Consider the following 21,852-nt stretch of genomic DNA (forward strand, 5'->3'; position numbering starts at 1 on the left):
CATGAGCAAAAAGTATCTCTACTACTTCAGCGAGGGCAGCAAAGCCTTTAACGGCGACATGACCGCGATGAAGAACACGCTGGGCGGCAAGGGCGCCGGCCTGGCAGAGATGACTGCTGCCGGTATGCCGGTGCCTCAGGGCTTCACCATCACCACCGAAGCCTGCACCCAGTACTATGCAGACGGCCGTCAGATCAACGAGGAGATTTCTGCGGATATCTTCGAGCACGTCAAGGGCCTGGAGGAGATCACCGGCAAGAAGTTCGGCGACAACTCCAACCCCCTGCTGGTTTCCGTCCGTTCCGGCGCACGTCAGTCCATGCCCGGCATGATGGACACCATCCTGAACCTGGGCCTGAACGATGAGGCTGTCGAGGGCCTGGCCAAGAAGACCGGCAACCCCCGTTTCGCCTACGACTGCTACCGCCGTTTCGTCCAGATGTTCGCCGACGTCGTCATGATGGTTCCCAAGAGCCTGTTCGAGGTCGAGATCGACAAGATGAAAGAGGCCAAGGGCGTCAAGAACGACGTTGACCTGACCGCTGACGACCTGAAGGAACTGGTCGCCATCTTCAAGAAGATCTATGAGGAGAACGAGGGCCGTCCCTTCCCCCAGGATCCCCGCGATCAGCTGATCGAGGCTGTCAAGGCCGTCTTCCGCAGCTGGGACAACCCCCGTGCAAACGTTTACCGCAAGATGAACGAGATCCCCTACGAGTGGGGCACCGCTGTCAACGTCCAGCAGATGGCGTTCGGCAACTCCGGCGACCGTTCCGGCACCGGCGTGGCCTTCACCCGTGACCCTGCCACCGGCGCCAAGAAGCTGATGGGCGAGTACCTGATCAACGCTCAGGGCGAGGACGTCGTCGCTGGCGTCCGCACTCCTTCTCCCATCAGCCACCTGCAGGAGCAGATGCCTGAGGTTTACGAGGAGTTCATCACCATCGCCAACCGCCTGGAGAACTACTTCCGCGATATGCAGGATATGGAGTTCACCATCGAGGACGGCCACCTGTACATGCTCCAGACCCGTAACGGCAAGCGTACCGCTCAGGCTGCTCTGCAGATCGCCTGCGACCTGGTGGACGAGGGCATGATCACCGAGCGCGAGGCTGTCCTGCGCGTCGAGCCCAAGCAGCTGGATACCCTGCTGCATCCCCAGTTCGATGCCGCTGCTCTGAAGGCCGCCGAGGTTGTCGGCAAGGGCCTGGCAGCTTCTCCCGGTTCCGCCTGCGGCCAGATCGTCTTCACTGCTGAGGATGCAGAGGAGATGGTCAAGTCCGGCAAGATGAAGAAGGTCGTTCTGGTCCGTCTGGAGACCTCTCCCGAGGACATCGTCGGCATGCAGGTTTCTCAGGGCATCCTGACCGTTCGCGGCGGTATGACCAGCCACGCTGCCGTCGTCGCCCGCGGCATGGGCACCTGCTGCGTCTCCGGCTGCGGCAACGACAACGACGTTAAGATCGACGAGGAGGCTAAGACCTTCGAGATCAACGGCCGCAAGTTCGTCGAGGGCGACTGGATCTCCATCGACGGTTCTACCGGCAACATCTACGGCGAGCAGATCGCTACCGTGGCTGCCACCGGCAACAAGAACTTCACCCGCTTCATGGGCTGGGCAGACGAGGCCCGCCAGCTGCTGGTTATGACCAACGCCGACAACCCCCGCGACGCACAGCAGGCCGTTGACCTGGGCGCCGAGGGCATTGGCCTGTGCCGTACCGAGCACATGTTCTTCGCTGAGGACCGCATCAAGGCTGTCCGCGAGATGATCTGCGCTCGTACCGTCGAGGCCCGCGAGGCTGCTCTGGCCAAGGTCGAGCCCTTCCAGCAGGGTGACTTCGAGGCGATGTACCGCATCATGGGTGAGCGCCCGATGACCATCCGTTACCTGGATCCCCCTCTGCACGAGTTCCTGCCCAGCAAGGACGAGGACATCGCCGAGCTGGCTGCTGATATGGGCCTGACCTTCGAGGAGCTCAAGAACATCGTTGAGAGCCTGCACGAGTTCAACCCCATGATGGGTCACCGTGGTTGCCGTCTGGCTGTCACCTACCCCGAGATCGCTGCTATGCAGACCCGTGCCGTCATCAAGGCTGCCCTGAACGTCAGCGCTGAGACCGGCAAGATGATCACTCCTCACATCATGATCCCCCTGGTGGGCGAGGTCAAGGAGCTGAAGTACGTCAAGAGCGTCGTCGTCGAGACTGCTGACAAGCTGATCGCTGAGGCTGGCGTTGACATGAAGTACCAGGTCGGCACCATGATCGAGATCCCCCGTGCAGCTCTGACTGCCGGCGAGATCGCCAAGGAGGCTGAGTTCTTCAGCTTCGGCACCAACGACCTGACCCAGATGACCTTCGGCTTCAGCCGTGATGATGCCGCCAAGTTCCTGGGCGCATACTACGACAAGAAGATCTACGAGAGCGATCCGTTCCAGCACCTGGATCAGGTCGGCGTTGGCCGCCTGGTGAAGATGGCTGCTGCTGATGGCCGCGCTACCCGTCCCGACCTGGGCCTGGGCATCTGCGGCGAGCACGGCGGCGATCCCACGTCTGTCGAGTTCTGCCACAACGTTGGCCTGGACTACGTCAGCTGCTCTCCCTTCCGTGTGCCCATCGCTCGTCTGGCTGCCGCTCAGGCTGCTATTAAAAACCCGAGGGGCTAAGAAATATCTCTCCTACGACTATTCTTTGACGCTGGATGACGCCTCTGCCTGGTGCAGAAAAGCAAATTTCGCGTTTCGGAAGAGTGTTTGGAAAGATATGGCCGTCACGGTTAACCTAGATTTGAATTAAATCAATCTCAGACGGAGGCAGTGAAAGCTGCCTCCGTTTTGTGTATGAACCCTTAAGCGTTTGCGTGTTTCAAAACCCGCAGACGCTTTTTTATTTTGTCCACAACAGAAAGACGGCGAAAGCCGGGAGGTGCGTGTATGAGCGATTTCTTTTACGGCGAGCAAGCAAATCTGTTTTCCTTCTACCGGCTCCCCAAGGCCCTGTTTACTAGCAGGAGATTTGAAGATGTCTCGGTGGAGGCTAAGGTCCTCTACGGTTTCCTGCTGGACCGGATGGGCCTTTCGGCCAAAAACGGCTGGAAGGATGAGGAAGGGAGGGTGTATATCATCTTCACGGTGGAGAGCATCATGGAGCATCTGGGATGCAGCAATAAGAAGGCGGTGGGCCTGCTGCGGGAGCTGGAGGAAAAGGCGGGCCTCATCGAGCGCAGGCGGCAGGGCCTGGGCCGCCCCAGCCTGATCTATGTGAAAAACTTCATCGAGGCCCCGGAAGAACGATTCAAGAGATGAAAAAAGAACACCTCCAGAGTGTCAAACCGACACGGCCGGAGGTGTAAAAAGGACACTCTAATAAGAAGAATAAGAACGATACTGATTATAGCGAAATATCCTTTCCTTTCCGGAGAGGGGAGGCAAGACCATTTATTTTCACGACTCTGGGCAGATGCACAGAGGATTGTTTTTCACAGGAGGTGGCAAGTATGTTGAAAACGAAAGCAGAACCGGCAGAACAGGTCGAGGAAATCCGGCAGGTTCCCATCACGGAATTGCACCCGTTCAAAGATCATCCCTTCAAGGTTCTGGACGATGAGGCCATGCTGAAAACGGTGGAGAGCGTGGCACGGTTCGGTCTGCTGACCCCGCTGGTTGTCCGGCCGCGGCAGGAGAGCGGCTATGAGATCATCTCGGGCCATCGGCGGCAGCATGCAGCCCAGCTGGCAGGCCTGAAAATATTGCCGGTCATTGTCCGCCAGCTGGACGACGACCAGGCGATCCTCCAGATGGTGGAAAGCAATTTGCAGCGGGAGAACATCCGCCCCAGCGAGCGGGCCTTCGCCTACAAGATGAAGCTGGAGGCCCTGAAACATCAGGGGGCACGGACAGATTTAACTTCGAGCCAAGTTGGCGAGAAGTTGTGGAGTGTGACCCAAGTAGGCGCTGCTGCTGAGGAAAGCGAGCGCCAAGTTCACCGATATATCCGTCTTACCCACCTGATTACCGAACTGCTGGAGATGGTAGATCAAAAGAAAATATCCTTTAATCCCGCTGTGGAGTTGTCCTATCTGACGGCCTCGGAACAGCGGGATTTTTTGCAGGCCATGGAGGATAGCAAGCACCCGCCGTCACTGTCTCAGGCCCAGCAGATCAAGAAGCTGAGCCGAGTAGGCGGGTGCAGCTATGACGCCATCATGGACGTGATGACATCGGATAAAAAGGCCGAGTTGGATCGGCTGATCCTGAAAAATGAGGCAATCCAAAAGTATTTCCCAAAGTCCTACACCCCGCGTCAGATGGAAGAGACCATCTTGAATCTTCTCGAACAGTGGCACAGAAAGCGCCAGCACAGCCGGGAACGCTGAATCGGCAGAAGATCAGCAGAGGGCAGCGGTGCGGCATCCTTCCGATACTCACAGTGGCCCTGCTATAATGAAGCTGAAAGCAAAGGCAACAGCAAAACAGGAAGGAGCAGACTATGGAAGCACTGAAAACTGAGATTCAGGAACAGGGTATCCGATATGTTTTGAAAGGCGATGTTTACCTCCTAGATCTGGAACTGCTGGAAGAAAGCCGCCCCATTGGCCGCTGGGGGCGGCTCCATAAGGAGTATTTGAAAACAAATCGTCCGGTCCTCTACAACGCGCTGCTTCTCTCCGGGAAACTGTACACCCTCTTGGCCGACCTGAACGAGCAGGCCTCCGAGCGGTACAGCCTCGTTGTCCGGCAGATGGCCCAGGCCGAGGGCGTCACTGAGGAGCTGAAAGCAAACGACCCGATGCGCTGGGTGCAAGCGATGAACTCCATCCGCAGCAGAGCAGAGGAAATCATCAAAGCCGAGATGATCTATCTGTGAGGAGGGCAGAATATGATTCTGGAAGCGATTTTTAACGGGGAATTTTATCCCAGTGAGACGGTGATGCCGAAGTCTGAGAAATACCGGAACGCACTGAGAGCCTGCGAGAAGATTATGGACCAGTTGGCCGAGAGGCTGACAAAGGAGGACTACGACCTGGTGGAAACGCTCTTGGATCAATCATCCATCGCCCAGTTTGAAGAATGTGCGTGCCACTTTAAGTACGGCTTCTCGGCGGGGATGCTGGTGCAGCAGGAGGCGTGGGAGCAGGTCAAAACGGTAAATTATGACGAGTGACGCAAAAGCGGCAGGTGCTTCGGGGAGAAGCGCCTGCCGCTTTTGTAATACGCTTGATGTAACATATAAAAACTATTTTTTGAACTAGAAAATGTTTGCGTTCCATAGTGTACAGCCTGTGATGTTTCATCACAGTTCGCGGGGTTTGGGGCACGACCCCAACAAGTTTTTGTATTTGTGTATACAAATGCACTGCTTGCGAAGTTTGTATTGAAGAAAATTGTGATTGTAGCTTTAAAAATGTTTTAAATTTTTCGCTATCTAGTTGCGGCAAGCTATGCTTCTGGCTATCCAACCTGTCAGATGCCGCTTGTTGGGGTAATCCCCAGGCCCCTGTTCATCGCAGAAGTTCCTTCTGCGGCTACGCGTTCAGACAACGCTTTAATTGGTTTACTTTAGCGTAAGAGAACCACTAGCTATGCTGGTGTGAATGATTCTGCTTTAGCATTTATCTTACGGGCAAAGCAAGATGATAAGTTAATCCCATGTCATAGAAGAATATGGTTTAGGTACTTGGATCGTTTACGAGCTGCGGGGCAAGAAATGTAAAAGGCAAAATTTTTTCAAGGTCTCTTGAGGACTTTGCTTATATGATGCCCTTCTAGCGCCTCGTCAAGTTATCGGCTTAGCCGATGGTTTAGCTCTTATACTGAAGAGCCAATGATGTTTTGAAGCCATTTTATCAACAGAAAGCCGCTTATGCCTACCTGGTGGCTATCCATCTAAGAAAAATGGAGGTGAAAGCCATACCAGGCATGTGAAGCGGTGACTATGGATTATGGGAAGCAGAAATAAGCATTTTCCAAAAGAAAGGTTACCGATCCTGGTTGAAAGCGTTTAAAATAAGATTTTATATTTTACTACACAAATGTGTTTTTGTCATGAAATCGGTTTTTGATTTTTGTGGAAAAGCGCAAAATAGATGAAAACATGTGAAAAATAGCGTTGTTTTTTTAAAAATTTAGTCCTTGCATTGATCTGCTGTAAATAATATAATTAAAATGATTTCTTATAGTGTTTTTGGAGATTAAATTGTTTGCGTTAACATAGATATGTGTGTTTTTTGCAAAAAGAGGGAAAGAGAGTAAAGACTGGAAGGCTTAGATTGGGGCTACACTGTAGGACGAAAAGTGTTCGGTGAGGTGTACTAATATTAGTGCGGAAAAACGTCTGTAGAAAATGAGGAGACTTTGTTATGAAAGAATTTGAAAATTGCTGTGGATGGTACCGGGTATGTTAGTCTCTCCGTTGCAACGTTTCTTTCTCAGCATCATCAAATGAAAGCAGTGGATATCATTCTGGAAAAGGTTACATTGATCAATGATCGAAAACCTCCGATTTAAGATAGTACATTGAAAATACCTGGAAGAAAAGGATTTGAATCTGACAGCCACCTTAGAGGCAAAATTTGCTTACAGCAATGCGGAGTTTGTGGGGATTACGGCTCCTACGGACTGTGGTGACAGCGGTACTCAACATTTTGATACCAGGTCATTGAGTTGGTAATGTAATATAATCCTAATGGGATTATGGTTATTAAAACTACTATTGTTGTTGGCTATATGGAAAGTGTGCGTAAAGAGTACGGGATTAAGAATGTTGTTTTTAGTCCAGATTTCCTGCGTGAATCCAAAGCACTCTATGACAATGTCTACCCTAAATTTTCAGTTGATTTTTCGTAGGCTATGATGATCGTTAAAATCATTCATTATTGCCGAAAAATAAGGCTTTAGGGAACAGGTTTTGGGATAGTGATAAATACATTTCGAACATGAAATTAGGCTGCAAGGAGTTTTGATAGGTATTGAAAAATGCAGTAATATCAAGGGCTTTCAATAGATGATATAGAGAGTGAAAGGGGTCTACCCTATGAACTTTAGTTGATGGAGTTTCGGGGATAGATAAGGAATTTTTGAGGCTTGTGTGATGGTTCTTGAAGCCGAAAATGAACATTTCAGGGGCTGAAAAATCAACTGAAATGAACATGAGCATTTTCGGATAGACCTGTCCTTGAAGTGATAAGGACAATTCGTGAAGTGATAAACATATTGAGGCTCAAGATAAAGATAGCAGATTCCGCACTGTGAGTATCACCTTGTGATGACAACATCATCTCCGATGATAACCACAGCTTTATATAAAGAAATCAGATTGGAGTTTACGAAGAATGAGCAAGATTGAATTAAAAGGCAAAACGATATTGGTCACAGGTGCTGCTGGATTTATTGGCAGCAACCTGGTAAAGCGCCTGTACAACGATGTGAAGGACGTGACTGTCATCGGCATCGATAATATGAACGATTATTACGATGTTCGACTGAAGGAGGCACGGCTAGAGGAACTGTCTGTTCATCCTTCTTTTGTTTTTGTAAGGGGCAGCATCGCTGACAAAGCAATTATCACGGAGATTTTCGAGAAATACAAGCCGCAGATTGTTGTGAATCTGGCGGCACAGGCCGGTGTGAGATACTCCATCACCAACCCGGATGCTTACATCGAAAGCAACCTGATCGGTTTCTATAACATCCTCGAAGCCTGCCGTCATTCTTATGACAATGGCGCGACCGGAGTAGAGCATCTGGTGTACGCTTCTTCTTCCAGCGTCTATGGCTCCAATAAGAAGGTGCCGTACAGCACGGATGATAAGGTGGACAACCCGGTATCCCTTTATGCAGCGACCAAGAAGAGTAACGAGCTTCTGGCACACGCCTATTCCAAGCTCTACAACATTCCGTCTACCGGCCTGCGTTTCTTTACCGTTTATGGTCCTGCCGGTCGCCCGGATATGGCGTACTTTGGCTTCACCAACAAGCTGCGGAAAGGTAAGACCATTCAGATCTTCAACTACGGCAACTGCAAGCGGGACTTCACCTATGTGGATGACATTGTCGAGGGTGTTGTACGCGTGATGCAGAAAGCACCGGACAAAGTGACCGGCGAAGATGGTCTGCCGCTGCCGCCATATGCAGTCTATAACATCGGCAACAACCAGCCGGAAAACCTGCTGGATTTTGTGACCATTCTCCAGGAGGAACTGATTCGCGCCGGTGTGCTGCCGGAAGATTATGACTTCGAGGCTCACAAGGAGCTGGTTCCCATGCAGCCGGGAGATGTGCCGGTGACTTATGCGGACACAACTGCGCTGGAGCGTGACTTTGGGTTTAAGCCTAGCACGAGCCTGAGAACTGGATTACGGAAGTTCGCTGAGTGGTACAAAGAATTTTATATGTGATCATTTTACATTGATAATCCAGCATTGATATGTCGGATCTACCCACAGTGTGGGAAGGAGAAAAGTATTATGAGAGATTTCAAGGATTTGAAGATTGCAGTCGCCGGTACCGGTTACGTTGGCCTTTCTATTGCCACGTTGCTGGCGCAGCACCATAAGGTGACTGCTGTGGATATTGTGCCTGAAAAGGTGGAGCTGATTAACAATAAAAAGTCCCCGATTCAGGATGAGTATATCGAGAAGTATCTGGCAGAGAAGGAGCTGGATCTGACTGCCACGTTGGATGCAAAGGAGGCGTACACTGACGCTGATTTCGTGGTTATCGCTGCGCCCACCAATGTCTACTCAACAAACCGCATTGACGTAGCAACGTCGAAAAGAACCTGTTTTGCACACTAATTGAGTTGCTGAAATTGGTTATATTTCACAGCTATATGAGCTATAAATACTAGATACTTATACAAAACGCTGAACTTTTGGCCTGTGTGGCACAAAATTGGCACATCTTTTTCAGAAGAACCATAGATATGGCGGAAAACAGGAGAAAACAACAAAAATCCATGAGTTTATCATTAACGTCTGAAACTGCTGTTGAGTACACTATCTGACCCGCTAATGACACCTACATCATAACGGTTTGTTGAGTCATGAAAAATAGAGAAAAACAGATGATTTCTACTTCATAAAACAGCTGTTGAGTAGAGCATGTATGGTGATGATAAATACATGTTTTGTGCGGTGAGAGTGAATGATTTGTTCATAACGAACAATGAATGATGAGAAAAGGACTGAATGATATGTACAGTTTTAACAAAACTCATGCGCCGACAGGGTTCGATTCAACAATCCAACACTTAGAAAAACGTCATTGCAGGGTATACGGGGTTCGACTGTATAAATCAACACTTCGGCTATAGAGGAATAGAGACGAGTGTACTCAACGGATGTTTTATGAAGTAGAAACATGATTGCTGGGGTAATTGGATACGACAGTATAAGAAAACACTTAGCCGCATGAGCGGTAAGAGGAAAAAGTAATACTATCTGTGAAGAGCAGATGTGTACATAGATTAGGAAGTTAACAAAAATGGAGGAATACATATGAGCACAGTTACTTTAGATAATAAAACGATCTTAGTCACAGGTGCAGCCGGTTTCATAGGCTCCAATCTTGTGAAACGAATTTATCAGGAGGCTCCTTCTGCTACGGTTATCGGCATCGACAACATGAATGCTTACTACGACGTGGCACTCAAAGAGTTCCGCCTGAATGAGCTGGCCAAGTATCCCACATTCACTTTTGTAAAAGGTAACATCGCTGATAAGGCACTGATCACGGAGCTGTTCGAGAAGTACAAGCCGTCTGTGGTCGTCAACCTTGCTGCACAGGCTGGTGTGCGTTACTCCATCACCAACCCGGATGCTTATGTGGAATCTAACTTGGTCGGCTTTTTCAATATTCTTGAAGCATGCCGCCATTGCGAGAGTCTGGAGCACCTGGTGTATGCTTCTTCTTCCTCCGTCTACGGTTCCAACAAGAAGGTTCCGTACAGCACGGATGACAAGGTAGATAATCCTGTGTCTTTGTATGCAGCCACTAAGAAATCTAATGAGCTGATGGCACATGCCTACTCGAAGCTCTATAACATTCCGTCCACTGGACTGCGCTTCTTCACCGTGTATGGTCCTGCAGGTCGCCCGGACATGGCCTACTTCGGATTCACCAACAAGCTGGTGAAGGGCGAAACCATCAAGATTTTCAATTACGGCAATTGCAAGCGTGACTTTACTTATGTGGATGACATTGTCGAGGGTGTTGTCCGTGTGATGAAGAAAGCACCGGACAAGAAGAACGGTGAAGATGGGCTGCCGATTCCGCCGTATGCAGTTTACAACATCGGTAATCAGAATCCGGAGAATTTGCTGGACTTCGTGCAGATTCTGAGTGAGGAGCTGGTTCGTGCAAAGGTACTGCCGGAAGATTATGACTTTGAAGCACACAAGGAACTTGTTCCGATGCAGCCGGGTGATGTGCCTGTGACCTATGCAGATACCAGTGCGTTGGAGCGGGACTTTGGATATAAGCCGAGCACAAGTCTGCGGACTGGATTAAGAAATTTCGCTGAGTGGTACGCTGAGTTTTATAAATAAAAGAATTAGAGGGATAGAGAAATGAGAGAATTTAAGGATTTGAAAATTGCTGTGGCTGGTACTGGTTATGTTGGTCTTTCTATTGCTACGTTGCTGTCTCAGCATCACAAGGTGACGGCAGTAGATATCATTCCTGAGAAAGTAGAGCTGATTAATAACAAGAAGTCTCCGATTCAGGATGAGTACATTGAAAAGTATCTGGCAGAAAAGGAACTGGATCTGACCGCAACGTTGGATGCGAAGGAAGCATACAGTGATGCTGATTTTGTCGTAATCGCTGCACCGACAAATTACGATAGCAAGAAGAATTTCTTTGATACCTCTGCAGTGGAAGCTGTCATTAAACTGGTCATCGAATACAATCCAGAAGCCGTTATGGTTATCAAGAGCACCATCCCGGTTGGTTACACTGCAAGTGTTCGTGAGAAGTTCCACTGCGACAATATCATCTTCAGCCCGGAGTTCTTGCGTGAGAGCAAGGCTCTGTATGATAACCTTTATCCCTCCCGTATCATCGTCGGAACCGACGTGGATAATGCTCGACTGGTAAAGGCAGCACACACTTTTGCAGAACTTCTGCAGGAAGGCGCAATTAAAGAGAACATTGACACTCTGTTCATGGGCTTTACTGAGGCAGAGGCAGTTAAGCTGTTCGCCAACACCTATCTGGCACTGCGTGTCAGCTACTTCAACGAACTGGATACCTATGCCGAGATGAAGGGACTGAACACACAGCAAATCATTAACGGTGTTTGTCTGGATCCTCGTATTGGTACTCATTACAATAATCCTTCCTTCGGTTATGGTGGATATTGCCTGCCGAAAGACACCAAGCAGCTACTAGCAAACTACGCCGATGTGCCAGAAAATCTGATTGAGGCTATTGTCGAGAGTAACAGAACTCGTAAAGACTTTATTGCAGATCGTGTGCTTGAAATTGCTGGTGCTTATGAAGCGAATGACAGCTGGGATGAGAGCAAGGAAAAAGAAGTTGTGGTCGGTGTATACCGTCTTACTATGAAGAGTAACAGCGATAACTTCCGCCAGAGTTCCATTCAGGGTGTCATGAAGCGTATCAAGGCAAAAGGCGCAACTGTCATCATTTATGAGCCGACTCTGAAAGATGGTGAGAAGTTCTTCGGTAGCGTTGTGGTTAATGATTTGGATGAGTTTAAGAAGCAGAGTCAGGCCATCATCGCAAACCGCTATGACAAGTGTCTGGATGATGTGAAAGAGAAAGTATATACGAGAGATATTTTCCAGAGAGATTAAGAAACAAATAATTACACATTTAAAAGGGAGGAAACAATTATGAAGGGCATTATTTTAGCAGGAGGATCTGGCACACGCCTGTATCCTTTGACAAAGGTGACAAGCAAGCAGCTCTTACCTATTTTTGATAAACCGATGATTTATTATCCGATGTCAGTTCTGATGAACGCTGGCATCCGTGACATTTTGATTATTTCCACACCACAGGATACTCCTCGCTTTGAGAACCTGCTGGGTGATGGTCATCAGTTTGGTGTGAATCTGACCTATGCTGTTCAGCCTTCTCCGGATGGATTGGCACAGGCCTTTATCATTGGTGCTGATTTTATTGGCAATGATTCTGTGGCTATGGTGCTGGGTGACAACATCTTTGCGGGCCACGGATTAAAGAAAAGATTGACTGCCGCAGTAGAAAACGCTGAGAGCGGCAGGGGTGCAACAGTGTTTGGCTACTACGTGGACGATCCAGAGCGTTTTGGTATCGTTGTGTTCGATAAGAACGGTAAGGCCATTTCTATCGAGGAGAAGCCAGAACATCCGAAGAGCAACTACTGCGTGACCGGTCTGTACTTCTACGATAACCGCGTGGTCGATTTTGCCAAGAACCTGAAACCGTCTGCCCGTGGTGAATTGGAAATTACCGATCTGAACCGTATTTATCTGGAAGACGGCACCCTGAATGTAGAACTGCTGGGTCAGGGCTTCACTTGGCTGGATACAGGTACACATGAGAGCCTGGTGGATGCCACCAACTTCGTAAAGACTGTCGAGCAGCATCAGCATCGTAAGATTGCTTGCCTGGAAGAAATCGCATATCTGAACGGATGGATCAGCAAGGATGAGCTGATGGAAGTCTATGAGGTCATGAAGAAGAATCAGTACGGACAGTATCTGAAGGACGTCATGGACGGTAAGTATCAGGAACATCTGTATTAATTAGAAACGAGCAAAAAAAACATAGATAAGTGTAGAGGAGATTAAAATCATGAATATTATTGTTACCGGTGGCGCTGGTTTTATTGGTAGTAACTTTGTATTCCATATGCTGAAGAAGTATCCGGATTATCGGATCATCTGCCTGGACAAGCTGACCTATGCAGGCAATCTGTCCACACTGGCGCCTGTTATGGATAATCCGAATTTCCGCTTTGTGAAGGCAGATATCTGCGACCGCGAAGCAGTGGACAAACTGTTTGAAGAAGAACATCCAGACATCGTGGTCAACTTTGCGGCAGAATCTCATGTTGACCGTTCCATCGAAGATCCGGGAATCTTCCTCCAGACCAACATCATCGGTACCAGTGTGCTGATGGACGCATGCCGCAAGTACGGTATCCAGCGTTATCATCAGGTTTCTACCGATGAAGTTTACGGTGACCTGCCGCTGGATCGTCCTGATCTGTTCTTCACCGAGGAAACTCCGATCCATACCAGTTCCCCGTACAGTAGCTCTAAGGCTGCCGCTGACCTGCTGGTTCTGGCCTACCACCGTACCTATGGTCTGCCTGTGACCATTTCCCGTTGCTCCAACAACTATGGTCCGTATCACTTCCCGGAGAAGCTGATTCCGCTGATGATTGCTAATGCTCTGGCTGACAAGCCGTTGCCTGTTTACGGCGAGGGTCTGAATGTCCGCGATTGGTTGTATGTGGAAGACCACTGCAAAGCTATCGACCTGATTATCCACAAGGGCCGCATTGGTGAAGTCTACAACGTCGGTGGTCACAATGAGAAGCAGAATATTGAGATTGTGAAGATCATCTGCAAGGAGCTGGGCAAACCGGAGAGCTTGATTACCCATGTTGGCGACCGTAAGGGTCACGATATGCGTTACGCAATCGACCCGACTAAGATCCACAACGAGCTGGGGTGGCTGCCGGAGACCAAGTTTGAGGATGGCATTAAGAAGACCATCCAGTGGTATCTTGATAACCGTGAGTGGTGGGAGACCATCATCAGCGGTGAGTATCAGAACTACTACGAGAAAATGTACAGCAACCGCTAACAGGAGGAAAGAACATGAAGTTTTTTGTAACAGGCGTTGGTGGTCAGCTGGGACATGATGTGATGAATGAACTGCTGAAGCGCGGCCATGAAGGTGTAGGTTCTGATATTCAGGAAAACTACAGCGGTGTAGCAGATGGTTCTGCGGTAACAAAAGCACCGTATGTAGCACTGGACATTACCGACAAAGATGCTGTTGAGAAAGTTATTACAGAAGTAAATCCGGATGCTGTAATTCACTGTGCAGCATGGACTGCTGTGGATATGGCAGAGGATGACGATAAAGTGGCGAAAGTTCGTGCCATCAATGCTGGTGGTACGCAGAACATTGCAGATGTCTGCAAGAAGTTGGACTGCAAGATGACCTATATCAGCACGGATTATGTGTTTGACGGTCAGGGCACTGAGCCTTGGCAGCCGGACTGCAAGGATTACAAGCCCTTGAATGTGTACGGACAGACGAAACTGGAAGGTGAGCTGGCGGTCAGCCAGACACTGGAGAAGTATTTCATCGTCCGCATTGCTTGGGTATTCGGTCTGAACGGTAAGAACTTTATCAAGACCATGCTGAATGTCGGCAAGACGCACGATACTGTCCGTGTGGTTAATGACCAGATTGGCACACCGACCTATACATATGATTTGGCTCGACTGCTTGTTGATATGAATGAAACCGAGAAGTATGGCTACTACCATGCGACTAACGAGGGCGGTTATATCAGCTGGTATGACTTCACGAAAGAAATCTACCGTCAGGCTGGGTATAAGACAGAAGTCCTGCCGGTGACCACGGCAGAGTATGGTCTGAGCAAGGCTGCCCGTCCGTTTAACAGCCGTCTGGATAAGAGCAAGCTGGTGGAAGCTGGCTTTACTCCACTTCCGACTTGGCAGGATGCACTGAGCCGTTACCTGAAAGAGATCGAGCAGTAATAGAGGAGATAGAAGAAATGGGACAGATTAAAGTTGAGAAAAATGTAGGCGGCATTGAAGGACTTTGTGTTATTGAGCCTGCTGTTCACGGTGATGCCCGTGGCTATTTTATGGAAACCTACAACGAAAAAGATATGAAGGAAGCTGGCATCGACATTCATTTTGTACAGGATAACCAGTCTATGTCCACAAAGGGCGTGCTGCGTGGCCTGCATTTCCAGAAGCAGTATCCGCAGTGCAAGCTGGTGCGCGCCGTGCGTGGCACTGTGTTTGATGTTGCAGTTGATCTCAGAAGCAATTCTGAGACTTATGGCAAGTGGTATGGAGTTACGCTGTCTGCCGAGAATAAGAAGCAGTTCCTCATCCCGGAAGGTTTTGCACATGGTTTCCTGGTTCTGAGTGGTGAAGCAGAGTTCTGTTATAAGGTTAATGACTTCTGGCATCCGAATGACGAGGGTGGCATGGCTTGGAATGACCCGGAGATCGGCATTGTATGGCCGGAGTTGAAGGGCGAGTACAAGGGCAGCGCAAGTGCAGAAGGATATACACTGGAAGATGGTACTGCACTGAATCTGAGTGATAAGGATCAGAAGTGGTTGGGATTGAAGGATACCTTTAAGTTCTGAGAGGAGAAAGAATATATGAAAATCTTGGTAACAGGTGCTAATGGCTATCTCGGACAAGGTGTTGTAACTGCACTGTTAAATAACGGACATGATGTAATTGCCGCTGATTTTAAGACAGATTATATTGATAATAGAGCTGAGAAAAAGGCTTGCGATCTTTTTGCAATAGAAGATCCGTATACATACTTTGATAAGCCAGATGTCCTTCTTCACTTGGCATGGAGAGATGGTTTTATACATTATTCGGAAAATCATATTGCTGATCTTCCGAAGCACTATCATTTTTTGAAACAGATGGTTGATGCAGGAATAAATAAAATTAGCGTTATGGGAACAATGCACGAAATTGGATTCTTTGAGGGAAGTATCAATGAGAATACGCCTTGTCATCCCATGAGCCTTTATGGTATTGGTAAGGATGCTCTGCGCAATTGTGTAACAATGATGACTAATGGCAAACACACGAACTGGCAGTGGTTACGTGGCTATTATATTGTGGGACACTCTGAGTTTGGTTGTTCTATTTTCTCAAAAATTACAGCTGCTGAAAAAGAGGGAAAAACAGAGTTTCCGTTCACAATGGGACAAAATCAGTTTGATTTTATTGATTATGATGATTTCTGCGAACAGGTTGCAGCTGCTGTCGGTCAGGATGAAATTAATGGAATTATTAATATTTGTTCTGGCAAGCCTGAAAAACTGGCAGATCGTGTAGAGCGCTTTATCAAAGAAAACGGTTATAGCATCAAATTGAAGTATGGTGCATTTCCAGATCGTCCCTACGACTCAAAAGCTGTATGGGGTGATAATAGGAAGATTGTACAGATTATGAACGAAAAGAAGTTTATGGCATAAGTGAGGTCTTGTGGAAATGAAGAAAAAGTTATTACTGATAATGCCTAATTTTTTCGATTATCCACAGGCGATTAGCAATGAACTAGAAGATATGGGTTATGAAGTGGATTGCTTTGATGATCGACCTAGTACAAACGGATTTATCAAGGCAATCATTCGTGTAAATAAGGATTTGATTGGAAAATACATTGCAAAATATTTTGAAACTGTAATGAAGACTATTCGTAGTAAAAAATATGATGTCGTGTTTTTAATATCTGGACAGTCACTCTCGTTTAGTGAAGAGATGGTGTTACAGATTAAGAAAGAACAGCCACAGGCAAGATATGTTTTGTATCAGTGGGATTCACTGAAAAATTTTCCATATATAAAGAGAATTGAACCTTTATTTGATAGTTGCTATTCGTTTGATCGAAAGGATGTGGAAGAAAATCAGAATTTGAATTTTTTGCCGTTGTTTTTTACGAGACAATATGAGCAAATTGGAAGTCAAAAGAAGACAGATTTTAAATATGATTTCTGCTTTGTCGGTACTGCGCATCCTAAAAAATATAAGTTTATTCAGTTGATGTCAAGCCAATTGAAGGACGTATACCCTAAACAGTTTATATACTACTTCTTTCCATCGAGAATTGTTTTTTTCTATAGAAAGATAATGAATCCAGAGTTGAAACATGCGCACTATAATGAATTCCACTTTGAATCACTGAAGGGCGAAGAAATGAACGCTATATATAGCGATTCGAGATGTGTGCTTGATTCAGCTCAAGCGGGACAATTGGGACTTACAATTCGAGTGCTTGAGGCATTAGGGGCGAAGAAGAAACTCATTACAACAAATGAAGATATTGTAAATTATGATTTTTATAATGAAGAAAACATTTATGTTTATGATGGTAAATCATTTGACTTCGAGTCACCTTTCTTCAAGAAGGCATACAAAGAAATAGATAAAGAAGTATATGAAAAGTATTCTCTTCGGAATTGGCTTAGAGAAATGAAAATATGAGGACATAATAGATGGTTGTATTGGAACAGAAAAACGGTTGCATTTTACTAGAGAACAAGAAAATAAATGATAATAGGGGCTGGTTTTCTGTTCAGATAAATGCCGATGAATTAAGTAAATACGGATTTAAAAGAATAGTTCAACTAAACCATTCACTCACTTTAGAAAAAGGTGTGATACGAGGGTTTAACTATCAAGCTGCACCATTTCAGCAGATGAAAATTGTACGTTGTGTAAGCGGATCAATTTATAGTGTGGGCGTAGATATAGATCCACACAGTATAAACTTTGGAAAGTGGGTTGGCTATGTACTTTCAGCAGATAATTGTAAGCTGATGCTAGTGCCAAGAACGTTTGCACATGGCTTTATAACACTGGAAGAAAATAGCGAAATGGAATATTTTACGGATGAGATATACTCATTTGAAAGCGCCAAGAGTATTCGATTTGATGATCCAGACATTGGCGTCGATTGGACAGTAAATGGTAAGATATGTCCCAACGAAAACATTATTTCAGAAAAAAACCGTTGTGCGGGAATGATTTCTGATTTGAGAAAGGAGATGGCATAATGATATCGGTTTGCATGGCAACTTATAATGGAGAGAAATATATTCGAGAGCAGCTGGAATCGATTCTGAAACAGATAGGATGTAATGATGAAATTATTATTTCCGATGATGGGTCAAAGGATGCAACGCAGCAGGTGATAGAATCCATTGGTGACAAAAGAATTCGATATGTGAAAAATACTGGAACACATGGGTTTACACATAATTTTGAAAATGCACTGCGTTTAGCACAGGGAGAATATATATTCTTGGCGGATCAAGATGATATATGGCTGGATAATAAGGTAGATGTTGTTATGAAAGCGTTGCAGAATGTGGATTTTGTAACACATGATTGTATAACTGTTGATCCTAACATGCAAATATTATCACAGTCAAGATTTCAAGAGTTTAATGTCAAGCCGGGATTCTTGAGACACCTAATGAAATCACGATATTTAGGATGTTGCATGGCATTTAATCGACAGGTTTTGGAGGCTTCCCTTCCTTTCCCGAATAATGACTTTTTGGTTGAGCATGATATATGGCTCGCTGCTGTAGCGTTTGCATACTTTAAAGTAAGTCTAATTGATGAGCCGTTGATTTATTATAGAAGACATGGCAAGAACGCATCTTCCGGTGGCTTTAATAAGGGCTATTCGGTGCGAGTAAAAATTGAAAAAAGATTATATCGAATAAAAAAATTGATTGATATTTATCCGAGCATTAAAGAAAGGAGAAAACTGTATGTGGGGGGGGGCACAGCGAGAAAATAAAATGGGGATTGCGTGCGTTGCTTAATAAACCTTTTCTGGGTAAAGAAGGACGCATGTGCTATATGGGAAAGCCTTGCTACGTTGCACGAAAAAGAGATTTATTGTTTGGCGATAAGGTTCGCATATATCCAGGAATGCGAACAGAAACTCAGAATGGCGGGAAAATAATCATAGGAGATAACGTTTCTATCGGACAAAATTTTCATGCTGTGGCGGTTCAAAACAAACTCAAAATAGGAAGCAATGTGACCATTTCTGGAAATGTATTTATTTCAAACTGTGATCATACATTCAATGAGGAAAATTTACTTGCACTAGAGCAACCATTAATAGTTAAAGATACCTGTATTGAAGACTACTGTTTTATTGGATATGGAGCAGTTATTTTAGCTGGTACTCATCTGGGTAAACACTGTGTGGTAGGAGCCAATTCAGTAGTGAGGGGAGATTTCCCTGATAATACCTTGCTGGCAGGATCACCTGCAAAAGTGTTAAAAAAATTTGAAACCGAGAATAAAAAGTGGGTAAAGGTGCAAGAAGTATGATATCAGTGTGTATGGCAACGTACAATGGCGAAAAATATATTCGGGAGCAAATGGACTCCATTCTTCAGCAGTTGGGAGAAGGGGATGAGCTGATTATTTCGGATGACTTATCTTCTGATAAGACTGTTGAAATTATTAAAAGCTATAAAGATAAACGGATAAAACTCTATATTCATGGGGATAATCATGGGTTTGTAAGAAATTTTGAGAATGCATTGGTGCACGCCGACGGAGATATAATCTTCCTTTCAGATCAAGATGACATTTGGATGCCTGATAAAGTGAAAGTAACAATTGCAGCGTTAGCTAATTGTGACTTTACTGTGTCCGATTGTATCACTATAAATGAAAATGAGCAGGTAATAAGTCAATCAAGAATTAAGGATTATAATATTAAAACTGGCTTTTGGAGATTGATGATAAAAACACGGTATCTAGGATGCTGTATGGCTTTTAGAAGAAATGTTTTAGATTCGGCTCTTCCTTTTCCAGATAATGCTTATTTAATGGAACATGACTTGTGGTTAGCTGCAGTAGCTGAATGTTACTTCAAAACTTCTTTGATAGATAAACCGTTGATTAAATATCGAAGACATGGGGGAAATGTATCTTCGGGCGGTGCAAGCAAAGGGTATTCTGTACCTATTAAAATATATAGAAGACTGTACAGACTGAAGTGTCTTGCAAGAATTAGAAAAAAGATAAGGTAATTTATATAAAAGAGGAGTGAAAAGATGAATATTTGTGCGGGTATAGTACTATTCAATCCGGAAATTGAAAGATTGAATGAAAATATTGAACATATAAGAAAACAGGTACCAATGTTAATATTGGTAGATAACGGCTCTAGTAATCTGGAAAATGTAAAGAGTTTAATTTGTGGCTTACCTAACATTATTCTTCTTGAAAATGGAAAAAACCTCGGAATTGCACAAGCATTGAATCGTATTTTAAGGAAAGCTCAGAAAGAGCACTATGAGTGGGTGCTAACATTAGATCAAGATTCAGTGTCAACCGATGGATTAATTAGAGAATATAGAGATTTCCTTGAAAATTGCTCAGAAAAAAATATTGGGTGTTTAACATGTAATATTGTGGATAGAAATTTTAGTTTGGAGAAAAGAGAAGAAGGGTTTGAAGATATTGATTATTGCATAACCTCTGGAAGCCTGATGAATGTCGAAATAACATTGAGCGTGGGCGGCTTTGATGAATCTATGTTTATTGATAAGGTTGATTGCGATGTATGCATTAATTTAAGACAACACGGCTATAGAATTGTAAGAATAGCCTATGAGGGATTGCTTCATGAAATTGGTCATGCAAAGCAGATCAATTTGGGATTTAGAAAGTGGGAACTGTATAATCATAGCTCATTTCGACGCTATTATATGTGTCGAAATGCTAGCTATCTCTTGAGAAAATATCATAACGGATATGTCTTTAAGATGTTTTTAAAAGAAATATTTCAATTTTTTTTAGTACTGTTATTTGAAGAAGATAAAAAGGAAAAAGCGGGGAAGAGCATAAAAGGCTTTTTTGATGGATTTAAGGCGTCACCTGCTTGCAGCAAGGGGTGAAAAAATGCTATACATTTTAGCAATTGCGATTTTTTTCGCTGGTATTGTATTAAGCAAAGAAAAGTTTCAAAGTAATATAATGTTAATCTTTTTGTGGATTTTATTTGCGTTTAGTTATGGAAATGCGGATTACAATATTCACTTGAGAAAGTACACACAATACCAGGTTTTAAATTCACAAACAGAATGGCTGTATAATCAGCTTATGATATTTTTTAATCGTCTTGGACTGAGTTACAGAGGGTTTCTGATAATTGCAAGTGCATTTATTTTGTTGGCTTTATTTTCCTTTGCAAGAAAGCATACGAAAAATACCGCGTGGGTTTTAGCGATGTATATGCTGTATCCATTTTGCATGGATGTGACTATGGTACGATATACACTGGCGATTTCAGTGGTTTATATTGGATTGGTTTTTCTATTTGAAGGAAAGAAATGGTGGCTACTGAAATACTGCTGTTGCATTTTAATTGCTTCAATGATCCATTTGTCTTCAATATTTTGCTTGCTTTTTATTTTGCCTAAATTCATAAATCTTAAGAAGCTAGCGAAGATAATGGTACTGTTATCATTGGGACTGACTGTTTTCACGAGCGTTCTAACTGCTTTTATTGATAAGCTTGTTAACATTAGTTTCTTGAATATAGGAACTAAGTTGAATATTGTTCTTAATGCATCGGATATGAAGTATAATTTCCGGAGTGTTATGAACTATAGATTAAAGATGCTCTTAATATTAGGATGCTCTTTAATGATCTATTATATCGTATATATTTGGATGAAAAGAAATAGAGTGGAAGAGCAAGAAAAAATTAAATCAAATGTTCGATTTATTGAGTTGGCACTTGGGATGAATCTGTCGATCATTCCTTTAATTGGATTGTTGAGTTTTAGTGCAGATTTGTTTAGAATTCAACTTTCCCTTTCTATGGTAAACTATATTGCATTTGCACAATATTTTGATATGAGGGAAAAGATGCAGATGCAGAGAGAAACCACAAGGGTGTCGAAGACAACGTTAATGCTTGTTATCGGCACAATATTTGTGGCTGCAAGCGGATTATACTTGTGGGTATTGAGCAGTTCAAATATTACATCTGTATTTAGAGCACTTTTTGAAAATAATACATTATTTTCTTGGCAGTAGAAAGGAAAA

General features: G+C 45.0%; 20 protein-coding genes and 2 pseudogenes. All 22 read left to right on the plus strand.

Going from position 1 to position 21,852, the window contains the following annotated elements; translation table 11 throughout:
- Nucleotide 1: 1 nt before the first annotated feature.
- The 22 genes and pseudogenes from ppdK to JCM17207_RS09215 all read left to right on the plus strand — a co-directional run bounded on the left by ppdK (nt 2) and on the right by JCM17207_RS09215 (nt 21,843).
- Complete coding sequence (gene ppdK / locus JCM17207_RS09110) at nt 2-2,668, plus strand: pyruvate, phosphate dikinase (protein WP_238317356.1); 2,667 nt, start codon at nt 2-4, stop codon at nt 2,666-2,668.
- Between the two features lie 267 nt (nt 2,669-2,935).
- Nucleotides 2,936-3,295 (plus strand): annotated as a pseudogene (locus JCM17207_RS09115) (replication initiator protein A); the annotation flags it as partial.
- Between the two features lie 203 nt (nt 3,296-3,498).
- The gene (locus JCM17207_RS09120) at nt 3,499-4,377 is read left to right on the plus strand and encodes a ParB/RepB/Spo0J family partition protein (RefSeq protein WP_238317357.1); all 879 of its coding nucleotides are present in this window, start codon (nt 3,499-3,501) and stop codon (nt 4,375-4,377) included.
- Nucleotides 4,378-4,490: 113 nt separating this feature from the next.
- Nucleotides 4,491-4,868, plus strand: a complete 378-nt coding sequence (locus tag JCM17207_RS09125) for a TnpV protein (protein WP_238317358.1) — start codon at nt 4,491-4,493, stop codon at nt 4,866-4,868.
- Nucleotides 4,869-4,880: 12 nt separating this feature from the next.
- On the plus strand, nt 4,881-5,165 hold the full coding sequence (locus tag JCM17207_RS09130; RefSeq protein ID WP_238317359.1) for a DUF6809 family protein: 285 nt from the start codon (nt 4,881-4,883) through the stop codon (nt 5,163-5,165).
- A 1,205-nt stretch (nt 5,166-6,370) separates the two neighbouring features.
- Nucleotides 6,371-6,823 (plus strand): annotated as a pseudogene (locus tag JCM17207_RS09135) (UDP-glucose 6-dehydrogenase family protein); the annotation flags it as partial.
- Nucleotides 6,824-7,332: 509 nt separating this feature from the next.
- Nucleotides 7,333-8,397 (plus strand): NAD-dependent epimerase/dehydratase family protein, encoded by a 1,065-nt coding sequence (locus JCM17207_RS09140; protein WP_238317360.1) that lies wholly within the window; start codon nt 7,333-7,335, stop codon nt 8,395-8,397.
- Nucleotides 8,398-8,484: 87 nt separating this feature from the next.
- Nucleotides 8,485-8,796, plus strand: coding sequence for a 3-hydroxyacyl-CoA dehydrogenase NAD-binding domain-containing protein (locus tag JCM17207_RS09145; protein WP_373871948.1), 312 nt, complete (start codon nt 8,485-8,487; stop codon nt 8,794-8,796).
- Nucleotides 8,797-9,498: 702 nt separating this feature from the next.
- Entirely contained in the window at nt 9,499-10,548 is a 1,050-nt protein-coding gene (locus JCM17207_RS09150; protein ID WP_238317361.1) for an NAD-dependent epimerase/dehydratase family protein, read from the plus strand.
- A 39-nt stretch (nt 10,549-10,587) separates the two neighbouring features.
- Complete coding sequence (locus JCM17207_RS09155; protein WP_238317381.1) at nt 10,588-11,820, plus strand: nucleotide sugar dehydrogenase; 1,233 nt, start codon at nt 10,588-10,590, stop codon at nt 11,818-11,820.
- Nucleotides 11,821-11,859: 39 nt separating this feature from the next.
- Complete coding sequence (gene rfbA / locus JCM17207_RS09160) at nt 11,860-12,756, plus strand: glucose-1-phosphate thymidylyltransferase RfbA (RefSeq protein ID WP_238317362.1); 897 nt, start codon at nt 11,860-11,862, stop codon at nt 12,754-12,756.
- A gap of 49 nt (nt 12,757-12,805) precedes the next feature.
- Complete coding sequence (gene rfbB, locus JCM17207_RS09165; RefSeq protein WP_238317363.1) at nt 12,806-13,825, plus strand: dTDP-glucose 4,6-dehydratase; 1,020 nt, start codon at nt 12,806-12,808, stop codon at nt 13,823-13,825.
- 14 nt (nt 13,826-13,839) lie between these two features.
- Nucleotides 13,840-14,754 carry a dTDP-4-dehydrorhamnose reductase gene (gene rfbD, locus JCM17207_RS09170; RefSeq protein ID WP_238317364.1) on the plus strand — a complete coding sequence of 305 codons (915 nt, stop codon included), beginning with the start codon at nt 13,840-13,842 and terminating at the stop codon, nt 14,752-14,754.
- Nucleotides 14,755-14,771: 17 nt separating this feature from the next.
- A complete protein-coding gene (gene rfbC / locus JCM17207_RS09175) occupies nt 14,772-15,380 on the plus strand; it encodes a dTDP-4-dehydrorhamnose 3,5-epimerase (RefSeq protein WP_238317365.1) in 609 nt (202 codons plus the stop codon).
- A gap of 15 nt (nt 15,381-15,395) precedes the next feature.
- Complete coding sequence (locus tag JCM17207_RS09180) at nt 15,396-16,235, plus strand: NAD-dependent epimerase/dehydratase family protein (protein ID WP_238317366.1); 840 nt, start codon at nt 15,396-15,398, stop codon at nt 16,233-16,235.
- Nucleotides 16,236-16,251: 16 nt separating this feature from the next.
- The gene (locus tag JCM17207_RS09185; RefSeq protein WP_507762593.1) at nt 16,252-17,244 is read left to right on the plus strand and encodes a WaaS/CpsH family glycosyltransferase; all 993 of its coding nucleotides are present in this window, start codon (nt 16,252-16,254) and stop codon (nt 17,242-17,244) included.
- A gap of 11 nt (nt 17,245-17,255) precedes the next feature.
- On the plus strand, nt 17,256-17,816 hold the full coding sequence (locus JCM17207_RS09190) for a dTDP-4-dehydrorhamnose 3,5-epimerase family protein (protein ID WP_238317368.1): 561 nt from the start codon (nt 17,256-17,258) through the stop codon (nt 17,814-17,816).
- Nucleotides 17,817-17,830: 14 nt separating this feature from the next.
- Nucleotides 17,831-18,571 (plus strand): glycosyltransferase family 2 protein, encoded by a 741-nt coding sequence (locus JCM17207_RS09195; protein WP_238317369.1) that lies wholly within the window; start codon nt 17,831-17,833, stop codon nt 18,569-18,571.
- 8 nt (nt 18,572-18,579) lie between these two features.
- Nucleotides 18,580-19,116 carry an acyltransferase gene (locus tag JCM17207_RS09200; protein ID WP_238317370.1) on the plus strand — a complete coding sequence of 179 codons (537 nt, stop codon included), beginning with the start codon at nt 18,580-18,582 and terminating at the stop codon, nt 19,114-19,116.
- A gap of 11 nt (nt 19,117-19,127) precedes the next feature.
- Complete coding sequence (locus tag JCM17207_RS09205; protein ID WP_238317371.1) at nt 19,128-19,826, plus strand: glycosyltransferase family 2 protein; 699 nt, start codon at nt 19,128-19,130, stop codon at nt 19,824-19,826.
- A 24-nt stretch (nt 19,827-19,850) separates the two neighbouring features.
- A complete protein-coding gene (locus JCM17207_RS09210) occupies nt 19,851-20,696 on the plus strand; it encodes a glycosyltransferase family 2 protein (RefSeq protein ID WP_238317372.1) in 846 nt (281 codons plus the stop codon).
- A complete protein-coding gene (locus tag JCM17207_RS09215) occupies nt 20,659-21,843 on the plus strand; it encodes an EpsG family protein (protein WP_238317373.1) in 1,185 nt (394 codons plus the stop codon). The genes JCM17207_RS09210 and JCM17207_RS09215 overlap by 38 nt, the downstream gene beginning before the upstream one ends.
- Nucleotides 21,844-21,852: the final 9 nt, after the last annotated feature.

Origin of the sequence: Faecalibacterium gallinarum, assembly GCF_022180365.1 — a bacterium.
Classification (GTDB): domain Bacteria; phylum Bacillota; class Clostridia; order Oscillospirales; family Ruminococcaceae; genus Faecalibacterium; species Faecalibacterium gallinarum.

What these genes read in the sequence shown, in the direction of transcription:
- ppdK (WP_238317356.1), top strand. Translation starts at nt 2, where the DNA reads ATGAGCAAAAAGTATCTCTACTACTTCAGCGAGGGCAGCAAAGCCTTT.
- JCM17207_RS09120 (WP_238317357.1), top strand. Translation starts at nt 3,499, where the DNA reads ATGTTGAAAACGAAAGCAGAACCGGCAGAACAGGTCGAGGAAATCCGG.
- JCM17207_RS09125 (WP_238317358.1), top strand. Translation starts at nt 4,491, where the DNA reads ATGGAAGCACTGAAAACTGAGATTCAGGAACAGGGTATCCGATATGTT.
- JCM17207_RS09130 (WP_238317359.1), top strand. Translation starts at nt 4,881, where the DNA reads ATGATTCTGGAAGCGATTTTTAACGGGGAATTTTATCCCAGTGAGACG.
- JCM17207_RS09140 (WP_238317360.1), top strand. Translation starts at nt 7,333, where the DNA reads ATGAGCAAGATTGAATTAAAAGGCAAAACGATATTGGTCACAGGTGCT.
- JCM17207_RS09150 (WP_238317361.1), top strand. Translation starts at nt 9,499, where the DNA reads ATGAGCACAGTTACTTTAGATAATAAAACGATCTTAGTCACAGGTGCA.
- rfbA (WP_238317362.1), top strand. Translation starts at nt 11,860, where the DNA reads ATGAAGGGCATTATTTTAGCAGGAGGATCTGGCACACGCCTGTATCCT.
- rfbB (WP_238317363.1), top strand. Translation starts at nt 12,806, where the DNA reads ATGAATATTATTGTTACCGGTGGCGCTGGTTTTATTGGTAGTAACTTT.
- rfbD (WP_238317364.1), top strand. Translation starts at nt 13,840, where the DNA reads ATGAAGTTTTTTGTAACAGGCGTTGGTGGTCAGCTGGGACATGATGTG.
- rfbC (WP_238317365.1), top strand. Translation starts at nt 14,772, where the DNA reads ATGGGACAGATTAAAGTTGAGAAAAATGTAGGCGGCATTGAAGGACTT.
- JCM17207_RS09180 (WP_238317366.1), top strand. Translation starts at nt 15,396, where the DNA reads ATGAAAATCTTGGTAACAGGTGCTAATGGCTATCTCGGACAAGGTGTT.
- JCM17207_RS09185 (WP_507762593.1), top strand. Translation starts at nt 16,252, where the DNA reads ATGAAGAAAAAGTTATTACTGATAATGCCTAATTTTTTCGATTATCCA.
- JCM17207_RS09190 (WP_238317368.1), top strand. Translation starts at nt 17,256, where the DNA reads ATGGTTGTATTGGAACAGAAAAACGGTTGCATTTTACTAGAGAACAAG.
- JCM17207_RS09195 (WP_238317369.1), top strand. Translation starts at nt 17,831, where the DNA reads ATGGCAACTTATAATGGAGAGAAATATATTCGAGAGCAGCTGGAATCG.
- JCM17207_RS09205 (WP_238317371.1), top strand. Translation starts at nt 19,128, where the DNA reads ATGGCAACGTACAATGGCGAAAAATATATTCGGGAGCAAATGGACTCC.
- JCM17207_RS09210 (WP_238317372.1), top strand. Translation starts at nt 19,851, where the DNA reads ATGAATATTTGTGCGGGTATAGTACTATTCAATCCGGAAATTGAAAGA.
- JCM17207_RS09215 (WP_238317373.1), top strand. Translation starts at nt 20,659, where the DNA reads ATGGATTTAAGGCGTCACCTGCTTGCAGCAAGGGGTGAAAAAATGCTA.